Here is a 16,948-nt window from a genome sequence, read left to right on the forward strand (position 1 = left end):
TGGGGCTTTTTTTTTGGTTGGGGGGTTGGGTGTATATCCGTTTTGGGGTGATGGCTGCTGTTGGTTCCGCCCTTACGGCGGGTCACTTTTGGCAAACGCCCCAAAAGTAACCAAAAGGTCTTCGCCCTGACGTCCGGCCCTCGCTAAGGCTCGGGTTCCTTCGCTCCGGGTTCATCCGGGGGCATCGCCTACGGTTTGCTTCGCTGCACCTCCTCTCGATGCTTTCCCCGTATGAATCCCTCCACTCAGCCTCCCGACGGGCTCTAAGATCAAGATCAAAAGCAGGCGAGCTGACACTCGGCCTAGTGGTTAGCTTGGGTTCGCTGCGATTTCATGTAGGAGCTGCCGAAGGCTGCGATCTTTTGATCTTGCTTGTGTAGGAGCAGAGCTTGCTCGCGAAGGCGGCCTTGTACTCAATCCCTGTGGGAGCTGGCTTGCCAGCGATGGCGGCCGACCAGACAACGATTATCTAACCGCCGACCTCCAGTCCCACTGTGGGAGCTAGCCTGCTAGCGAAGGCGCTCGGTCAGCCAGCAAAAGTTTAGATGCCCGCTATCAAACCTATCTGGTTCGCGGAAATCCATGGATTTTAGCTGTAACCGTGGCATACAGACTCATCAGCAACAACGCGACCACAATCCACGGAAACGCTCCAACCCCTAAATTATCCAGCAACAATCCTCCCGCCAATCCCCCACCCGCAATTCCGACATTCCACAATGTGACTAGCATCGATTGCGCTGTATCTGCAGCATCCTTCGCCGTTTTCGCCGAGGCTGTTTGCAGCAGCGAAGGCATCGCACCAAATGCGAGGCCCCAAACTGCCGTAGCGATATAGATCACGCCGGCGGACTCGCGCCACAAACCCAACGCAATCGCCGACAGCATGAACAGTGCTGCGCTGATCAGTACCAATTCGCGTAGCCAGCGATCAATCAGGCTGCCGACGATCCACAAGCTCAGCACCGACGCCAGGCCGAATACCAGCAGCACGCGGTCAACTGAGGTATCGAGTCCGGACGGTTTCAGGAACGGGGCGATGTAGGTGTAGAGCAGGTTGTGTGCAACGACGTAGGTTAAGGTCACGAACAGCACCGGTCGTACGCCCGGGAGAATAAATACCTTGCGCAATGGCAGACGTTTTCCTGCGGGTTCTCCGGCGAAGTCGGGGACTTGCCAGCGTACCCAGATCACTAGCAGCCCGGTCAGGGCGGTCATGATGGCGAAGCTCAGGCGCCAGCCGATCAAGGTGCCGAGCAGGGTGCCGGCCGGGATGCCTAGGGACAGCGCGATGGGAGCGCCGAGCATAGCGACGGTGATGGCGCGGCCTTGCAGGTGGGGGGCGACCATGCGGCTGGCGTAGCCGGCGAGTAGTGCCCAGAGCAGGCCGGCGAATATGCCGGCAATCAGGCGTGCGATCAGGGTTAGCCAGTACAGCTCCGAAAGGGCGGTGATGCTGTTGGCGATGGCGAAGCCGCCGATGGCGGAGAGCAGCAGGGGGCGTCGGCGCCAGCTGCGGGTGGCGAGGGTAAGTGGAATGGCGGCGAGTATTGAGCCGATGGCGTACATCGTCACCAGTTGTCCGATCAGTGCCTGGGAGACGTTCAAGCCGCTGCTCATTTGCGGCAGCAGGCCGGCGGGCAGGGCTTCGGTCATTACGGTGATGAACCCGGCGGTGGCCAGGGCCAGCAGGGCGCCGAGGGGTAAGCGTTCGCGTTGCTGGAGCGAAGCTTCAAGTGGGCGGCAGGCGAGTTGTGCGTCGTTCATGAGCATTCATCCGTGGGCAAAGGTCAACGAGTGCACAGGGTAGGGCGCTGCGACTTGGCGAAAAACAGGTTAAGGTTCCGAACATATCGGACACGGATGTCTTGAATCGGGAGGGTGTATGGATCGCCTTGGCAATATTGCGGTGTTTATTCAGGTCGCGGAGACGCGCAGTTTTACCGAGGCGGGGCGGTTGACGGGTGTGTCTTCGTCGGCGGTTGGTAAAAGCATTGCGCGTCTGGAGGCGCGGCTGGGGGTGCGCTTGTTTCATCGCACCACGCGCAGTATCACGCTGACCAGCGAGGGAGCATTGTTCCTACAGCGTTGCCGTAAAATTCTGGCGGATGTTGAGGCTGCAGAGTTCGAACTGTGTGATGCCGCTGCGCAACCGCAGGGAAAATTGCGTATCAGCGTGCCGCAGGTGTTGGGTCTGGTGATGCCGGTGATGACTGAGTTCATGACGCTGTACCCGCAGATTGAACTGGATCTGGATTTGACCGATCGCATGGTCGACGTGGTTGAAGAGGGTTTCGATGCCGTGATCCGTACCGGCAAACCGCGTGACTCGCGGTTGATGGCGCGGTCGTTGGGCGAATTTCGGATGGTACTAGTTGCCAGTCCCGCTTATCTGCAGCAGCGGGGTACGCCGCAACGGCCCGCCGAGCTGGCCGATCACGCCTGTTTGCGTCACATCTTTCACGCCACTGGCAAACTCGAGCCGTGGCCGCTACGGCGTGAGGAGGGTGCAGATGAGCCGAAATTGCCGACCCGGCTGGTGAGTACGTCCATTGAAGCGGTGAGCCACGCGGCGCTGGCGGGGATGGGCATTGCCTGCCTGCCGGATTTCATGAGCCGCGACGCGGAATCGCAGGGGTTGCTGCATCGGGTGCTGGATGCGCATCTGCAACATGTCGGGCAGTTCTGGGTGTTGTGGCCGTCGAGTCGCCACGCCACCGCGAAGTTGCGGGTTTTCATCGATCATTTGGCGTTGCGACTTTTTCCGGTAAATGAAGGTCGGATAGAGTTGTAACTGTTTCAAGACACTAATCCATACGGCGCGGGTCAGCGATCTGTTGCACAATACGCCCCGGACTGTTTTCCCCCAGGATGTTTAATGTTGATTTCCACTCCCTTGCGTGTTGTCGGTTTGGCGTTGTTGGTGGCTGCTGTCGCCGGCTGTTCGAAAGACAAGCCGATGTATGAGCATGAGAATTTCGACGATTCCGGCATGTTTTCGCGTAATTACCCGGTCGCCGACACCGCCAGTTGCGAAGCCGCACGGCGTGCGTTGCTCAGCCAGGGTTACATCATCACCAGCAGCGACCCGAAACTGGTCAGTGGCCACAAGAGCTTCCAGCAGACCGGCGATACGCACTTGGAGATCAGCTTCAACGTGGTCTGCGCCGAAGACAGCAGCGGCAAACATCACGCGACAATGTTCGCCAACGCCCTGCAGGATCGCTATGCACTGAAGAAGACCAACAACTCGGCCAGCCTCGGTGTTGGCGTGCTGGGCTCGGTGTCGATGCCGATCGGCTCGTCGGACGACTCGATGGTGAAAGTCGCCAGCGAGACGGTGATTTCGCAGAAGTTCTACGAGCGTTTCTTCACGTTGGTCGAGCAGTTCCTGCCGGCGGATGCGAAGAAAGCGGCGCACATCGAAGAGAAGCCGAAGGCTGATCTGGGCGTGCCTGAGCCGAAACCCGTGGCTGCGCCATTGGCGCCGGTGCCGGCGGCAGAAACCGCTCCAGCCCCGACGCCTGCTCCGGTTGCGACGCCTGCACCTGCTGCAGAACCGGCGCCGGCACCAGCCGAAGTTGCCCCGGTCAGCTCTGAACCTGTTGCCCCACCTGCGGAGTCCGCGCCAATCACCCCGGCTCCAGTCGCAGAACCCGCGCCAACGCCGGAAGTGATCACGCCACCGGCCAATCCAACAGACATTCCGCCACCGTCCGAGCCAATCCCGGCGATGCCAGCCTCCGGCCAGTAATCCAGAACCGAGCCGTATCCCCTGTGGGAGCGGGCTTGCTCGCGAAAGCGGTGTATCAGTCGATAGCTTTATTGACTGACACGGCCCCTTCGCGAGCAAGCCCGCTCCCACAGTGGTTTTTAGTGTGGCCAAAGGTTGCGTGATACTCCGCTGACCGCCGGCATCCGAACCAATCCCGGCGATGCCAGCCTCCGGCCAGTAATCCAGCTCAAACTTCTGTAGGAGCAAGGCTTGCCCGCGAAGGCGTCAGACCAGTCAACATAAAAAGTGTTGGCTGGTCTGACGCCTTCGCGGGCAAGCCTTGCTCCTACGAGGTTTTTGGGTGGCATAAGAATTCGTTACATTCCGCTGACAATAATCCCGCGATAAATTCCTGACCTGCTGCTACGTTTTATCCATGAAGGGCGCGTTTCATTTTTTCTTCACACGGGCACTTTATGCTCGGGGCATGGGTCGATTGATCAGGCCATTTTTCAGAGAGCAGTAGGGGGGATTACGCAATGGATGACTATCAAGAAGAGCTGCTCGAATTTCACGCCTACGAACTGGATCAGCCTGAACCTGCTGAAGACGCTACCGAGCTGTAAGCGTCACGCGGTTTTACGGTGACTGCGGCGGAATTCGCCCGGTGTCTGGCCGCTCCAGCGTTTGAATGCGCGCTGAAAGGCTTCGGCTGAGGCAAACCCCAGCAGGTAGGCGATTTCACCGAACGCCAGTTCCGTGTCGCGGATGTACGTCATCGCCAGATCACGGCGAGTGTCATTGAGGATCGCCCGAAACTGTGTGCCTTCCTCGGTCAGTTTGCGCCGCAACGTCCAGGTCGGCAGTTTCAGGCGCGCCGCCACTTCTTCCAGATCGGGTTCCCGGCCACCATTCAATAATGGCCCCAACAACTGCGTGATGCGTTCACGCAGGCTGCGGGTGCGGGTCAGTTGTTCCAGTTCTCGCTCACACAATTGCAGCAAGTGCCGCCAGGTGCTCGGGCAGTGTTCGGGGTTACGTTGGGCGAGGCTGGTCAGGCTCAGGCGCAATTGATTACGCTCGGCACCTAACTGAATCGGGCATTCACCCAGCACGCTGTAAGCGTCGCGATAATCCGGCGCGTCGAACTCGATCTCGATGCGCTCGGCGCGCAGCGGTTCACGGCTGACACTGGCGAGCTGATGCAGCCATCCAGCGATAATCGAATCCACCACAAAACGGTTGTAGGCGTTGTACGGGCTGATCGAATAGAAACGCAGCCACGCGCCATTCGCGTCTTCGTGAAAACTCGATTGGCCACGATAGTTGGAGCCGTACAGCGGTTCGAAACGAATCAGGCAACGCGCCGCTTCACGCACGGTCGGCGCTTGTGCGGCGGTGACGCCCGCCAATCCGGCCTGACTCAAGCGACTGAGCTGGCCCATACGCAAACCCAACGCCGCATCACCGGTCAGTTGAATCGCCGCATGGCCCAAACGCATGTAGCGCGGAATCGATAACCGCGCGCCAGCCTCGGCCAATCGCGCAGCATCCAGACCGTACTGCTCGAGCAAGGGCAGCGGATCGGCGTCATGACTGCGCACGGCATCGGCGAGGCTGTGCACGAAACCCACCGATAAATCGCCCAGACGCATCGGCTGCGGTTTCATGGCTTACAACCAGACGTTCAGCAAACGTGCGCCACGGGCCTCGCCATCGGCGAACTGTTGGCCGTTGCTGCTGAGGAAGCTCTGCCCCGAACTCAACTTGTCCCAGAACTGCCCGCGCAGGAACACGCTCATGCCGGCCAGCGCGTTGTTGGCGGGCGGTTGCGCGGTGAGGGTCAGGCGATGCCAGGCTTGGCCTTCGCTGACTTCGCCGGGTTTGAGGCTGACTGAGCTGGGTGTACTCGAACCCTTGTAGCCGCCCCACGGTTGATCCCACACGTTGTGACCGACGACAAACGCCGGCACCGCCACCAGTTGCGCGCCTTGCGCGTCGAGCTTGCGGTAGTTGTCCGGATACCAGCTGTCGCTGCCAATCAGGATGCCGAGGCGACCGGCCGGGGTGTCGACGACGTTGATGGCGTGTTGATCTTCGCCTTCAAGCACATCACGTTGATCGAAGATCGGGTGCATCTGCCGTTGTGGCTGGCCGAGCGGCACGCCGTCACGACCAAACACCACGCTGCTGTTGAACAGCGCGCCGCTACCGGGTTTGAGTTGACCGTCACGAATACTCGGCTCTGGCAGCACGATGGAACCGGCCACCAGCGTCACATGAAATTCCTTGGCCAGACCGCCGAACAGCGCCTGGTAATCCTTGGCCATCGACTTGGACTTCATGCGCAGATGCGCGTCGTTCAGTCGGTTGCTGCCCTTGGCCGTCAGCCACGCACGGGCAAACAACAACGGATTGCTCGCCGCCAGCCAGTTCATCGCTTCGGTGAGCGTGGGCGCCTGATACAGCTCGTCTTTTTCGCCGCTGATCATCAGCCAGGTGCCGACGTGCTCGGGCAATACGACGATTGTCTTGTCATTCAACAAGCCTTGATCCTGCGCTTGCTGAAGATACGCGGCGAGCTTGCGGTGCAGGCGCTCGGGGCTTTGATAGTCGGTGGGGTAGAGTTCGGGCTGGATGCCCAAGAGATTGCCACGGTCGGCGGGTGTGCCTTGATCGACCGCGAGTTTGATTCGCAGATCCGACAGGTAATGTCCCGCCGGGCGGTCTGCCGCCCACATGGCGTAGGAAGCAAGGACGGCCACAAGGGCCATGGAAAATGTCAGGTACAGAAGTTTGCGCATGAATTCCAACAGAACCGGGTGCATGGTGTGACGCGGGTCGATGATACCTCAATAGTGCCGGGCGAGGGCGCAGGCACGGGGCCATGCCTGCGCCTGACACTCATTGCAGAGCGCCGACGGCGTGGTGCGAACAGGCTGCCAGATCCTCGAGAAACGCTTCGAGAATGGGTGGCGGCGCGATGCCGCGCCGGGTGATCACGTCGAACGGCGAGACCAGTTGCAGGCTGTCCGGGGCCAATTGGTGCATCTCGCCGGTCTTGACCCATTGTCGGGCGAAATGGGCCGGCAGGAAGCCCAGGTAGGCACCGGAGATCAGCAGGATCGCCAGCGCCTCGATGTTATCCACCGTGGCCGCCGCTTTGCTCACGCCCAGGTGCTCAAGATCGTATTGCTGCATGTAACCGCGCACGACAATGCGACTCTCGGTAATCGCCTCGAGCAGTTCCGCACCTTCGGCCTGGCTGCCATACAGCGGATGGCGGCGCCCGCAATACAAGCCCAGCGCTTCCTGATACAGCGGCGTGTGCAGCAGGCCCGGCACGTGGATCGGGAAATGGCCGATGGCCAAATGCAGTCTGCCGTCGAGCACGCGTTCTTCGAGTTCGGCGGGGGTGCCGACGTACACATTGAGATGCACGTCATGGCCGCGAGAAACGAAACGCTGCGTCGTACGTGGCAGCGGCGAGTCGGGGTCGGTGATGGTGGTGTCGATGATGCCGAGGTTGAGCTTGCCGCTGATGTGCTGCTTGAGCACGTCAGCGTCCATGCAGAAATTCTCCACTGCCGACAAGAGGCGCTGGGTCGCTTCATGAATGGCCACGCCTTGCTCGGTCAGGCGAAAACCGCCGCGTCCGCGCTGACAAAGCTTCACCCCAAGACGGGTTTCCAGATGCGACATCTGTTCGCTAATGGTCGACTGGCCGGCATTCAATGCTGCCTGCGCTGCGGAAAAGCCGCCGCAACGAACAATCGTGGCAAACACCCTGAGCAACTTCAAATCGACATCGTGCAGCTGAATCACCTGGAACCTCCCGCGTGTGGATGCATCGGTAATGCCGATATGAGTATCTGATGTTTGGCATTTTTTCCACGAAAACCTGCGCCCATAGTCACTGCAACGACGGTCGCCTTGCAGTCCGCCGAGCCGATAACAACAAGTGGAGAGGCTTGAAATGTCCAATAACGGTTATGAATCCGGGCGCCTGAACCTGCCTTTCGTGGGGCATTGCACCTTCGGCAAATCACCGGTGTGCACCGACTGGGACGCGCTCGATGCCGATGTCGCAGTACTCGGCGTGCCCAACGACATGGGCACGCAATGGCGCTCCGGCGCACGTTTCGGGCCACGCGGTATACGCGAGGCGTCGACGCTGTTCTCCTTCGGTCACGCCGGTGCCTACGATCACGAAGATGACGTGATGTACCTGACCGCCGCCGATGTGCGCATGGTCGACGTCGGTGATGCCGACATCGTCCACACCGATATGGTCACCAGCAATCTCAACACCGAATACGCGGTGCGCAAGATCCTCGATGCCGGTGTCATGCCGGTGGTGCTTGGCGGCGATCACTCGGTGCACGCGCCGGTGATCAAGGCATTCGAGGGACGCGGGCCGATTCACATCATTCACTTCGATGCGCACCTGGACTTCGTCGATGAGCGTCACGGCGTTCGTTACGGCCATGGCAACCCGCTGCGCCGCGCCTCGGAAATGAACCACATTGTCGGTATGACCCAAATGGGCATCCGCAACGTGTCCTCGTCCAATCGTGATGACTACGAAGCAGCCCATGCGGCGGGTTCGATGATCCTCTCGGTGCGCGACGTACGCCGCCTCGGGGTGGAAGGCGTGTTGGCGCTGATCCCGCAGAACATCAACTACTACATCACCATCGACATCGACGGTTTCGACCCGTCCATCGCCCCCGGCACCGGCACGCCGAGCCACGGCGGTTTCCTCTATTACGAAGTGCTGGAAATCATTCAGGCGCTGGCCAAACGCAGCCAGGGCAACATCGTCGGCATGGATCTGGTGGAAGTGGCGCCGGTGTATGACCCGACCGGCATGACCTCGATTCTGGCCGCGCAACTGTTGCTGAACAGCATCGGTTTCATCTTCCACGAACGGGCCAAAGTGCGCGCCGCCGACAGCGTTGCCACCCCCGCCTGAGCCGTCCGGCAGAGAGAATAAACATGGACACGATCGTCAAACAGTACCTGCAGAAATTCGGTGTATCCGAAGCAACGCAAACCTTCCTTGGCAAGGCGCAGAAGTTGTTTATCGGTGGCACGTTTGTCGATGCCAGCGACGGGCAAACCGCTGATGTCATCGAACCGTCGACCGCCGGCCTGATCACGCGGATTCCGATGGGCACCGTCGAAGATCTCGATCGCGCAGTGCAAGCGGCGCGCGCGCAGTTCGACGGCGGTGCGTGGCGCCAGGCAAAACCGGCAGAACGCGAACGCTTGATCCAGCGTCTGGCCGATCTGATTGAGCAGAACGCCGACGAACTGGCAGAAATCGAATCGATCGACATGGGCAAGTCCGTGGCCTTCGCCAAGGACGTCGATATTCAGGGCACCGTCGACACCCTGCGCTACTTCGCCGGGTGGGCGACCAAACTTCACGGGCGTACGGTCGAGCCTTCGCTGCCCGGCAATTATCTGGCGTATACGCGCAAAGAAGCGGTGGGCGTGGTCGGCGCGATCGTGCCGTGGAATTTCCCGCTGCAAACCATGGCCTGGAAACTCGGCGCGTCGCTGGCCGCCGGTTGCACGGTGGTGGTCAAACCGGCCGAACTGACCTCGCTGTCGGCGTTGCGTTTTGCCGAACTGGTGAAGGAAGCCGGGATCCCCGACGGCGTCATCAACATCGTCTGCGGGCGCGGCACCGTGGTCGGCGCGGCGATGGCCTCGCACCCGGGCATCGACAAATTGACCTTCACCGGCTCGACGCCGGTCGGCCGTACAGTCGGGCGTGCAGCCGTCGACGAAATGAAGCGACTGACGCTGGAACTCGGCGGAAAATCCCCAGTAATCGTCTTCGCCGATGCGGACATTCCGGCGGCGGCACAAGCGGTCGCCAATGGCGTGTTTTTCAACTCGGGACAGGTCTGTGATGCCGGCACTCGCGCCTATGTGCATCGCAGCGTCTACGAACAATTCCTCGGTGAACTGATTGCCTACACGCGCACATTGAAGATCGCCCCGGGGCTGGATCCCGACTGTTTTATCGGCCCGTTGGTCTCGGCCGTGCAACAGCAGCGCGTGCGCGATTACATCGAGACCGGCAAGCAGGAGGGCGCCGAACTGGTCTATGGCGGCCAACTCATTGAAGGCCCTGGCTTCTTTGTAGAACCGACGATTTTTGCCCATTGCCGCAACGACATGCGCATTGTTCAGGAGGAGATTTTCGGCCCGGTGCTGGTGACCGCGCCGTTCGACGATGACGAAGAAGCGCTGGCGCTGGCCAATGACTCGGCGTTCGGTCTCGCAGCGGCGCTGTATTCCAATGATCTGGGCAAGGTACACAGCCTGATTCCGCGTTTGCGGGCCGGTTCGGTTTACGTCAACGCCCATGGCACCCTCGACCCGTCGATGCCGTTCGGTGGCTACAAACAGTCCGGATTCGGCAAGGATCTCGGCGCCGAGCAACTCGACTATCTGCTCGAAACCAAAGCGGTCTGGATCACGCTGCCCTGACCCGGCAGGCCTCAAGGAGAACGCACTGAACAACCCCTCTCCACGGGGGAGGGGCAACCCGAAAGGATGCCGTTACTTCGTCATGATCTTCCAACAATAAGAGCCCATCATGAACATAGAAGCCAAAGCCGCTCCTGGTGTGTCACTCCTCGGCGACAAACCTGTCGTCGAGGGTCATTCGATCGATTTCATTCCGGAAAATGAACGCACCGACAAGTTATCGAGTCAGGGGCCGTTCTGGTTTCTGGGCAACTTCACTTTCTTCACCATGACCATCGGTTTCGTTGGCCCGAGTGTCGGGCTGACCGCGCTCTGGACGACGCTCGCCGGCACGCTGGGCATCATGTTCGGCACACTGTTCATGGCGTTTCATGGCTCGCAAGGCCCGCACCTTGGGTTGCCGCAAATGATCCAGTCGCGGGCGCAGTTCGGTTATCGCGGGGTGATTCTGGTGCTGCTGGCGACGCTGTTTGTGTTCGCCGGTTTCAACATCGTCAATCTGGTGTTGATGATGCAGGGCATGCACACGCTGTTCGGTTTCGAGCCATGGTTGGTTGCCGTGGCAGTGACGATCCCGGCGGCGATTCTGGCGATCCTCGGCCATGACTGGATGCACCGCAGTTTTAAATGGGCGTTGTGCCTGTCGATTCCGTTGTACGGTCTGGTGACGTTGGCCGTGCTGATGGGCTGGGTGCCGGATGCGCCGCTGCCCGTGCTCGCCGCCGGGGACATCGCGCCACCGCCACTGGGGTTTAACTGGACCGGTTTCATCGCGCAGTTTGCCGCCGCCGCCAGCTACAACATCGCTTACGCGCCTTACGTCTCGGACTATTCGCGGTATCTGCCGAAGAACACCTCCAGCGGCAAGCTGATTGCCGTGGTGTTTGTCGGCGCCTCGTTGTCCGGCGCGTGGATGATTTCCGTGGGCGGCTGGCTCGCCGATCACCTGCATTCCACCGACGTGCTGGTAGCGCTCGGACAGGTCGGCAATGTGATGTCGCCACTGGTTGGCACGGCCGTGGTGGTGATCACGATTCTGGCGATCCTGCCGGTGATTGCGATGAACATCTACAGCGCCAAACTGACCACGCTGACGTGCGTCGACTCGATCAAAAAAATCCAACCCACACGCAAGGCACGGGTGCTGGCGATCACCTTCGTGATCCTCCTGCAATTGGGCGTGGCGCTGAGTATTCAAAGCACGGGCAAAGGTTTGTCGGTGTTGGGGATTTACCTGGTGGTGATGCTGTACTTCCTGGTGCCCTGGACGTCGGTCAACCTCACCGACTACTTCTTTGTGCGCAAGGGCCGCTACGCCATCCCGCACTTCTTCATGCCCAAGGGCAACATCTACGGCAGCTGGGGCCTGCGCGGCATCGCCGCGTACGCCATCGGGTTTGTCGCGATGATCCCGTTTTTCTACATCTACGACGGCGTTGAACAGCGCGAGGTGTATGTCGGCCCGCTTGCCAGAGCGCTGGGCAGCATCGACATCGCCTGGCTGGTCGGGCTGATCGTTTCGGGGCTGGCGTATTACTGGTTCAGCCGCTCGATCGACCTGGCGAGTGAAGAAACTGTGATCCGCCAGATCGAAAAAACCTCTCCGCAATACACCACCGGCGACTCGCTGACGCGACGCGTGTCGCCTGCAATCAAGCCATCGACGGCCGGGAGATAAGCATGGCTACGCAAAAATACGACTACATCATCATCGGTGCCGGCTCCGCCGGTTGTGTGTTGGCCAACCGCTTGAGCGAAGACCCGGACACCTCGGTGCTGGTGCTGGAATTCGGTGGCAGCGATCGCAGTGTGGTGATCCAGATGCCGAGCGCTTTTTCGATTCCGATGAACACCAAAAAATACAACTGGCGCTATGAAACCGAACCGGAGCCATTCCTCAACGGACGGCGCATCCATTGCCCGCGCGGCAAGGTGCTGGGTGGTTCTTCATCGATCAATGGGCTGGTCTACATTCGCGGTCACGCCTGCGATTTTGACGAGTGGGAATCCCTCGGTGCGCAAGGCTGGGGCTACCGCAATTGCCTGCCGTATTTCAAACGTGCCGAGCACTATGAAGCAGGCGGCGACAACTATCGCGGGCAGACCGGGCCGTTGCACACCACCAACGGCAACCACATGAAAAATCCGCTGTACGGCGCGTGGGTGCAGGCCGGCGCCGAGGCGGGTTACATCAAGACCGACGACTGCAACGGCTACATGCAGGAAGGTTTCGGCGCGATGCACATGACCGTGAAAAACGGTGTGCGCTGTTCAACGGCCAACGCCTATTTGCGCCCGGCGATGGAGCGCCCGAACCTCACCGTGATCACCCACGCGATGACCCGGCAGATCCTCCTCGACGGTAAACGTGCGGTCGGCGTCAGCTATGACCACAACGGCCAGACGCATGAAGTCTATTGCCGGCGCGAAGTAGTGGTTTCGTCCGGGCCAATCGGCTCGCCGCACCTGCTGCAACGCTCCGGCATCGGCCCGGCCGACGTGCTGCGCAAGGCCGGCATCGAGGTGCGCCACGATCTGCCCGGTGTCGGTGAAAACCTGCAGGATCACGCCGAGGTGTACATCCAGTTCAGTTGCAAGGAACCGGTGACCCTCAACAGCAAAATGGATCCGCTGAGCAAATTGCTCATCGGTTTGCGCTGGCTGCTGTTCAAGGATGGCCTCGGCGCGACCAACCATTTCGAGGCTGGCGGGTTTATCCGTTCGGACAAGGGTTTGCGCTGGCCGGACATCCAGTTTCACTTCCTGCCGGCGGCCATGCGTTACGACGGCAACAAGCCGATCAAGGGCCATGGCTTTATGGTGCTCACCGGGCCGAATAAGCCCAAAAGTCGCGGCTATGTGCGCGCACGCTCGGCGGATCCGTACGAGCATCCGCAGATCCAGTTCAATTACCTGCAACGCGAAGAAGACCGCGAAGGTTTTCGTCGCTGTATCCGCCTGACCCGGGAGATCATCGGCCAGAAAGCCATGGATCGTTTCCGCGACAGCGAAATCGCCCCCGGTGTTTTGGTTAACAGCGACGAAGACCTCGATGCCTTCGTTCGCGAAAACCTCGAAAGCACCTATCACCCGTGCGGCTCCTGTCGAATGGGCGAGGACGCACTGGCGGTGGTGGATTCCGAACTGCGCGTGCACGGCCTCGATGGATTGCGCGTGATCGATTCGTCGGTGTTCCCGAGCGAGCCGAACGGCAACCTCAATGCTCCGACCATCATGCTCGCCGAACGCGCCAGTGATCTGCTGCGCGGGCGGGCGATGTTGCCGCCGTCAGAGGCGCCGGTGGGGTTGGTGCAGGATTGGGAGAACAGCCAGCGCACATCGTTGCCGGGGCGCAATGTCCGGGTTTAGCTGTTCGAGTGATCCAGCGCCGACGTAGGTGGTGTGCATTTAGATCATTAAGTTGTCAGTTACGGTCATTGAGTGATCACGGTGCGGCTCTTAGTCTGTCGAACATGACTGACGGGGGACGCAGAGCTCCCGCAACTTTTCCGTGATTGCTCGTTGTGGAGTTACCGATGACCGCCGCTCATTACCCGCACCTGTTGGCCCCGCTGGATCTGGGATTCACCACGCTGCGCAACCGTACCCTGATGGGCTCGATGCACACCGGCCTGGAAGAAAAACCGGGCGGTTTCGAGCGCATGGCGGCGTACTTCGCTGAGCGTGCGCGCGGCGGTGTTGGCCTGATGGTGACTGGCGGGATCGGCCCGAATGACGAGGGCGGCGTTTATTCTGGTGCGGCCAAGCTGACGACCGAGGAAGAAGCGCTCAAGCACCGCATCGTCACCCGCGCGGTGCACGATGCGGGCGGCAAGATCTGCATGCAGATTCTCCACGCCGGTCGTTATGCCTACAGCCCGAAACAAGTGGCGCCGAGCGCGATTCAAGCGCCGATCAATCCGTTCAAGCCAAAAGAGCTGGACGAAGAGGGCATCGAAAAGCAGATCAGCGATTTCGTCACCTGCTCGGTGCTGGCGCAAACCGCCGAGTACGACGGCGTCGAAATCATGGGCTCGGAAGGTTATTTCATTAACCAGTTCCTCGCCGCGCACACCAACCACCGTACCGACCGTTGGGGCGGCAGCTACGAAAACCGTATGCGCCTGCCGGTGGAAATCGTCCGCCGTGTGCGCGAAGCGGTGGGCCCGAACTTCATCATCATTTTCCGTCTGTCGATGCTCGACCTGGTCGAGGGCGGCAGCACCTGGGATGAGATCGTCACCCTGGCCAAAGCCATCGAGCAGGCCGGTGCAACTATCATCAACACCGGCATCGGCTGGCACGAAGCGCGGATTCCGACCATCGCCACCAAAGTGCCGCGTGCCGCGTTCAGCAAGGTCACGGCCAAGCTGCGTGGTTCGGTGAGCATTCCGTTGATTACCACTAACCGCATCAACACCCCGGAAATCGCCGAGCAGATTCTCGCTGAAGGCGATGCCGACATGGTCTCGATGGCGCGACCGTTCCTCGCCGACCCGGACTTCGTCAACAAGGCTGCTGAAGGCCGCGCCGACGAAATCAACACCTGTATCGGCTGCAACCAGGCGTGCCTCGATCACACCTTCGGCGGCAAGCTGACCAGTTGCCTGGTCAACCCGCGTGCCTGCCACGAGACTGAGCTCAACTATCTGCCGGTGCAGCAGATCAAGAAGATTGCCGTGGTCGGTGCTGGCCCTGCCGGTTTGTCTGCCGCGACCGTGGCGGCCGAGCGTGGTCATCAGGTGACCTTGTTCGATTCGGCCAGCGAAATCGGTGGCCAGTTCAACATCGCCAAGCGTGTGCCGGGCAAAGAAGAGTTCTTCGAAACCCTGCGTTACTTCAAGCGCAAGCTGCAAACCACCAATGTTGAGGTGTGCCTGAACACTCGCGTTGATGTGGCGAAACTGGTTGAAGGCGGCTACGACGAAATCATCCTCGCCACCGGTATCGCGCCGCGTCTGCCGGCGATTCCCGGCGTTGAGAACGCCAAGGTGTTGAGCTACATCGACGTGATCCTTGAGCGCAAACCGGTTGGCAAGCGTGTCGCGGTGATCGGCGCGGGCGGCATCGGCTTTGACGTCTCGGAATTCCTCGTTCACGAAGGCGTTGCGACCAGTCAGGATCGCGCCGCGTTCTGGAAAGAATGGGGCATCGACACGAAACTGGAAGCACGCGGTGGCGTCGCCGGGATCAAAGCGGCGCCGCATGCACCGGCGCGTGAAGTGTTCCTGTTGCAGCGCAAGAAAACCAAGGTCGGCGACGGTCTGGGTAAAACCACTGGCTGGATTCACCGTACCGGTTTGAAGAACAAGCAAGTGCAGATGCTCAACAGCGTGGAATACCTGAGCATTGATGATGACGGTCTGCACATTCGCATCGGCGAAACCGGCGAGCCGCAATTGCTGGCGGTGGACAACATCGTGATTTGCGCGGGGCAGGATCCATTGCGTGAGCTGCACGATGGCCTGGTCGCGGCGGGGCAGAATGTGCACCTGATCGGCGGCGCGGATGTCGCGGCAGAACTGGATGCCAAACGCGCGATCAACCAGGGCTCGCGCCTTGCAGCTGAACTCTAAGCCCACCGCATAACCTGTGGGAGCGGGCTTGCTCGCGAAAGCGGTGTGTCAGGCACTACAAATGTTGACTGACACGACGCCTTCGCGAGCAAGCCCGCTCCCACAGGGGATCGTGAACACTGGCAGATTTTCTGCGCGTCGCTGTTAAGATGCCGGCTCTTTGAACAGAGCCGGCATTTATGCTTTTGCCTCCCTCCGATTGGCTACCCCAAGCCCCCCTCGAACCTCTTCATCTGGACTGGCTGACCGCCGCCGGCATCGAAGTGGCGATCCTGCGTCTCGACCAGATCGACCCGCTGATCAGCGGTAACAAGTGGTTCAAACTCAGCGAACACCTCAAAGCCGCCGACCGTGTGGGCGCCGAAGGCATCATCAGCCTCGGCGGTGCGCACTCCAATCATCTGCATGCATTGGCAGCGGCCGGAAAACGGCTGGGGTTCAAAACCGTGGGGCTGTTGCGCGGGCATCCGCAGGAAACGCCGACGGTGAAGGATCTGCAAGCGTTCGGCATGCACCTGCATTGGTTGGGGTTTGCCGGTTACCGGGCACGGCATGAGCCGGGGTTCTGGTCGCCATGGCGGGCGCAGTATCCAGAGTTGCATGCGGTGCCGGAGGGTGGTGGGGGATTATCGGGTGCGCTCGGTTGTGTGGCGCTTAAAGAACAGGTCGACGCGCAATTGCATTCATTGGGCTGGAGTGATTACCACGGCTGGTGGCTGGCGTGCGGCACCGGGACGACGTTGGCGGGATTGGTGCTTGCCGAGGCGGGGGCGCATACGGTTTATGGTGCGTTGGCGGTGCCGGAAGATCACGGTGTGGCGCCGCAGGTTGAGTCGATTCTGCGAGAAGCGGGGCGGGTGGATGCGGGGTATGAATTGATTGATGCCAGCCGAGGTGGTTTTGCCAAGGTTGATCCGGGGTTGTTGGCGCTTATTGAACAGACCGAACAGGCTAGCGGTGTGCCCTTGGAACCGCTGTATACCGGCAAAGCGCTGCTGGCCCTTAAGGAACAAATTGGGTCAGGTAAATTTTCCAGCGGCACACGACTGATCTTCATCCACACCGGCGGCCTGCAGGGTAGACGCGGTTTCCAGCCCTGACAGGTGAGGTTTTTGTGGCGAGGGGATTTATCCCCGTTGGGCTGCGAAGC

The 16,948-nt window shown here is 60.4% G+C and carries 12 protein-coding genes; 8 read left to right on the plus strand and 4 right to left on the minus strand.

What is annotated here, in order from left to right; translation table 11 throughout:
• Positions 1-561: 561 nt before the first annotated feature.
• The gene (locus KFS80_RS20320) at positions 562-1,767 is read right to left on the minus strand and encodes an MFS transporter (RefSeq protein ID WP_212545713.1); all 1,206 of its coding nucleotides are present in this window, start codon (positions 1,765-1,767) and stop codon (positions 562-564) included.
• 118 nt (positions 1,768-1,885) lie between these two features.
• On the opposite strand from KFS80_RS20320, the gene KFS80_RS20325 reads away from it, so the two are divergent.
• Together KFS80_RS20325 and KFS80_RS20330 are read left to right on the plus strand one after the other, a co-directional pair.
• The gene (locus tag KFS80_RS20325; RefSeq protein ID WP_212545714.1) at positions 1,886-2,794 is read left to right on the plus strand and encodes a LysR family transcriptional regulator; all 909 of its coding nucleotides are present in this window, start codon (positions 1,886-1,888) and stop codon (positions 2,792-2,794) included.
• Between the two features lie 84 nt (positions 2,795-2,878).
• Complete coding sequence (locus KFS80_RS20330; protein WP_212545715.1) at positions 2,879-3,754, plus strand: DUF2242 domain-containing protein; 876 nt, start codon at positions 2,879-2,881, stop codon at positions 3,752-3,754.
• Between the two features lie 590 nt (positions 3,755-4,344).
• On the opposite strand, the gene KFS80_RS20335 is transcribed toward KFS80_RS20330, so the two are convergent.
• The 3 genes from KFS80_RS20335 to KFS80_RS20345 form a co-directional block, all read right to left on the minus strand.
• Complete coding sequence (locus KFS80_RS20335; protein ID WP_212545716.1) at positions 4,345-5,385, minus strand: AraC family transcriptional regulator; 1,041 nt, start codon at positions 5,383-5,385, stop codon at positions 4,345-4,347.
• Between the two features lie 3 nt (positions 5,386-5,388).
• Positions 5,389-6,519: a carbon-nitrogen hydrolase family protein gene (locus KFS80_RS20340; RefSeq protein WP_159815340.1), complete on the minus strand. Its 1,131-nt coding sequence runs from the start codon at positions 6,517-6,519 to the stop codon at positions 5,389-5,391.
• Between the two features lie 100 nt (positions 6,520-6,619).
• Positions 6,620-7,540: a LysR family transcriptional regulator gene (locus KFS80_RS20345; RefSeq protein WP_053121776.1), complete on the minus strand. Its 921-nt coding sequence runs from the start codon at positions 7,538-7,540 to the stop codon at positions 6,620-6,622.
• Positions 7,541-7,691: 151 nt separating this feature from the next.
• On the opposite strand from KFS80_RS20345, the gene speB reads away from it, so the two are divergent.
• The 6 genes from speB (at position 7,692) to KFS80_RS20375 (ending at position 16,898) form a co-directional block, all read left to right on the plus strand.
• The gene (speB, locus tag KFS80_RS20350; RefSeq protein ID WP_212545717.1) at positions 7,692-8,690 is read left to right on the plus strand and encodes an agmatinase; all 999 of its coding nucleotides are present in this window, start codon (positions 7,692-7,694) and stop codon (positions 8,688-8,690) included.
• A 23-nt stretch (positions 8,691-8,713) separates the two neighbouring features.
• Positions 8,714-10,222 carry an aldehyde dehydrogenase family protein gene (locus KFS80_RS20355; protein WP_212545718.1) on the plus strand — a complete coding sequence of 503 codons (1,509 nt, stop codon included), beginning with the start codon at positions 8,714-8,716 and terminating at the stop codon, positions 10,220-10,222.
• Between the two features lie 109 nt (positions 10,223-10,331).
• Positions 10,332-11,900, plus strand: a complete 1,569-nt coding sequence (locus KFS80_RS20360; protein WP_053121770.1) for a purine-cytosine permease family protein — start codon at positions 10,332-10,334, stop codon at positions 11,898-11,900.
• A 2-nt stretch (positions 11,901-11,902) separates the two neighbouring features.
• Positions 11,903-13,591, plus strand: coding sequence for a choline dehydrogenase (betA, locus tag KFS80_RS20365; RefSeq protein WP_212545719.1), 1,689 nt, complete (start codon positions 11,903-11,905; stop codon positions 13,589-13,591).
• 167 nt (positions 13,592-13,758) lie between these two features.
• Positions 13,759-15,798: an NADPH-dependent 2,4-dienoyl-CoA reductase gene (locus KFS80_RS20370; RefSeq protein WP_159815334.1), complete on the plus strand. Its 2,040-nt coding sequence runs from the start codon at positions 13,759-13,761 to the stop codon at positions 15,796-15,798.
• A gap of 179 nt (positions 15,799-15,977) precedes the next feature.
• Positions 15,978-16,898, plus strand: coding sequence for a 1-aminocyclopropane-1-carboxylate deaminase/D-cysteine desulfhydrase (locus KFS80_RS20375; RefSeq protein WP_212545720.1), 921 nt, complete (start codon positions 15,978-15,980; stop codon positions 16,896-16,898).
• The last annotated feature ends 50 nt before the right edge of the window (positions 16,899-16,948 follow it).

This window comes from Pseudomonas rustica (assembly GCF_018336155.1).
GTDB lineage: Bacteria > Pseudomonadota > Gammaproteobacteria > Pseudomonadales > Pseudomonadaceae > Aquipseudomonas > Aquipseudomonas rustica.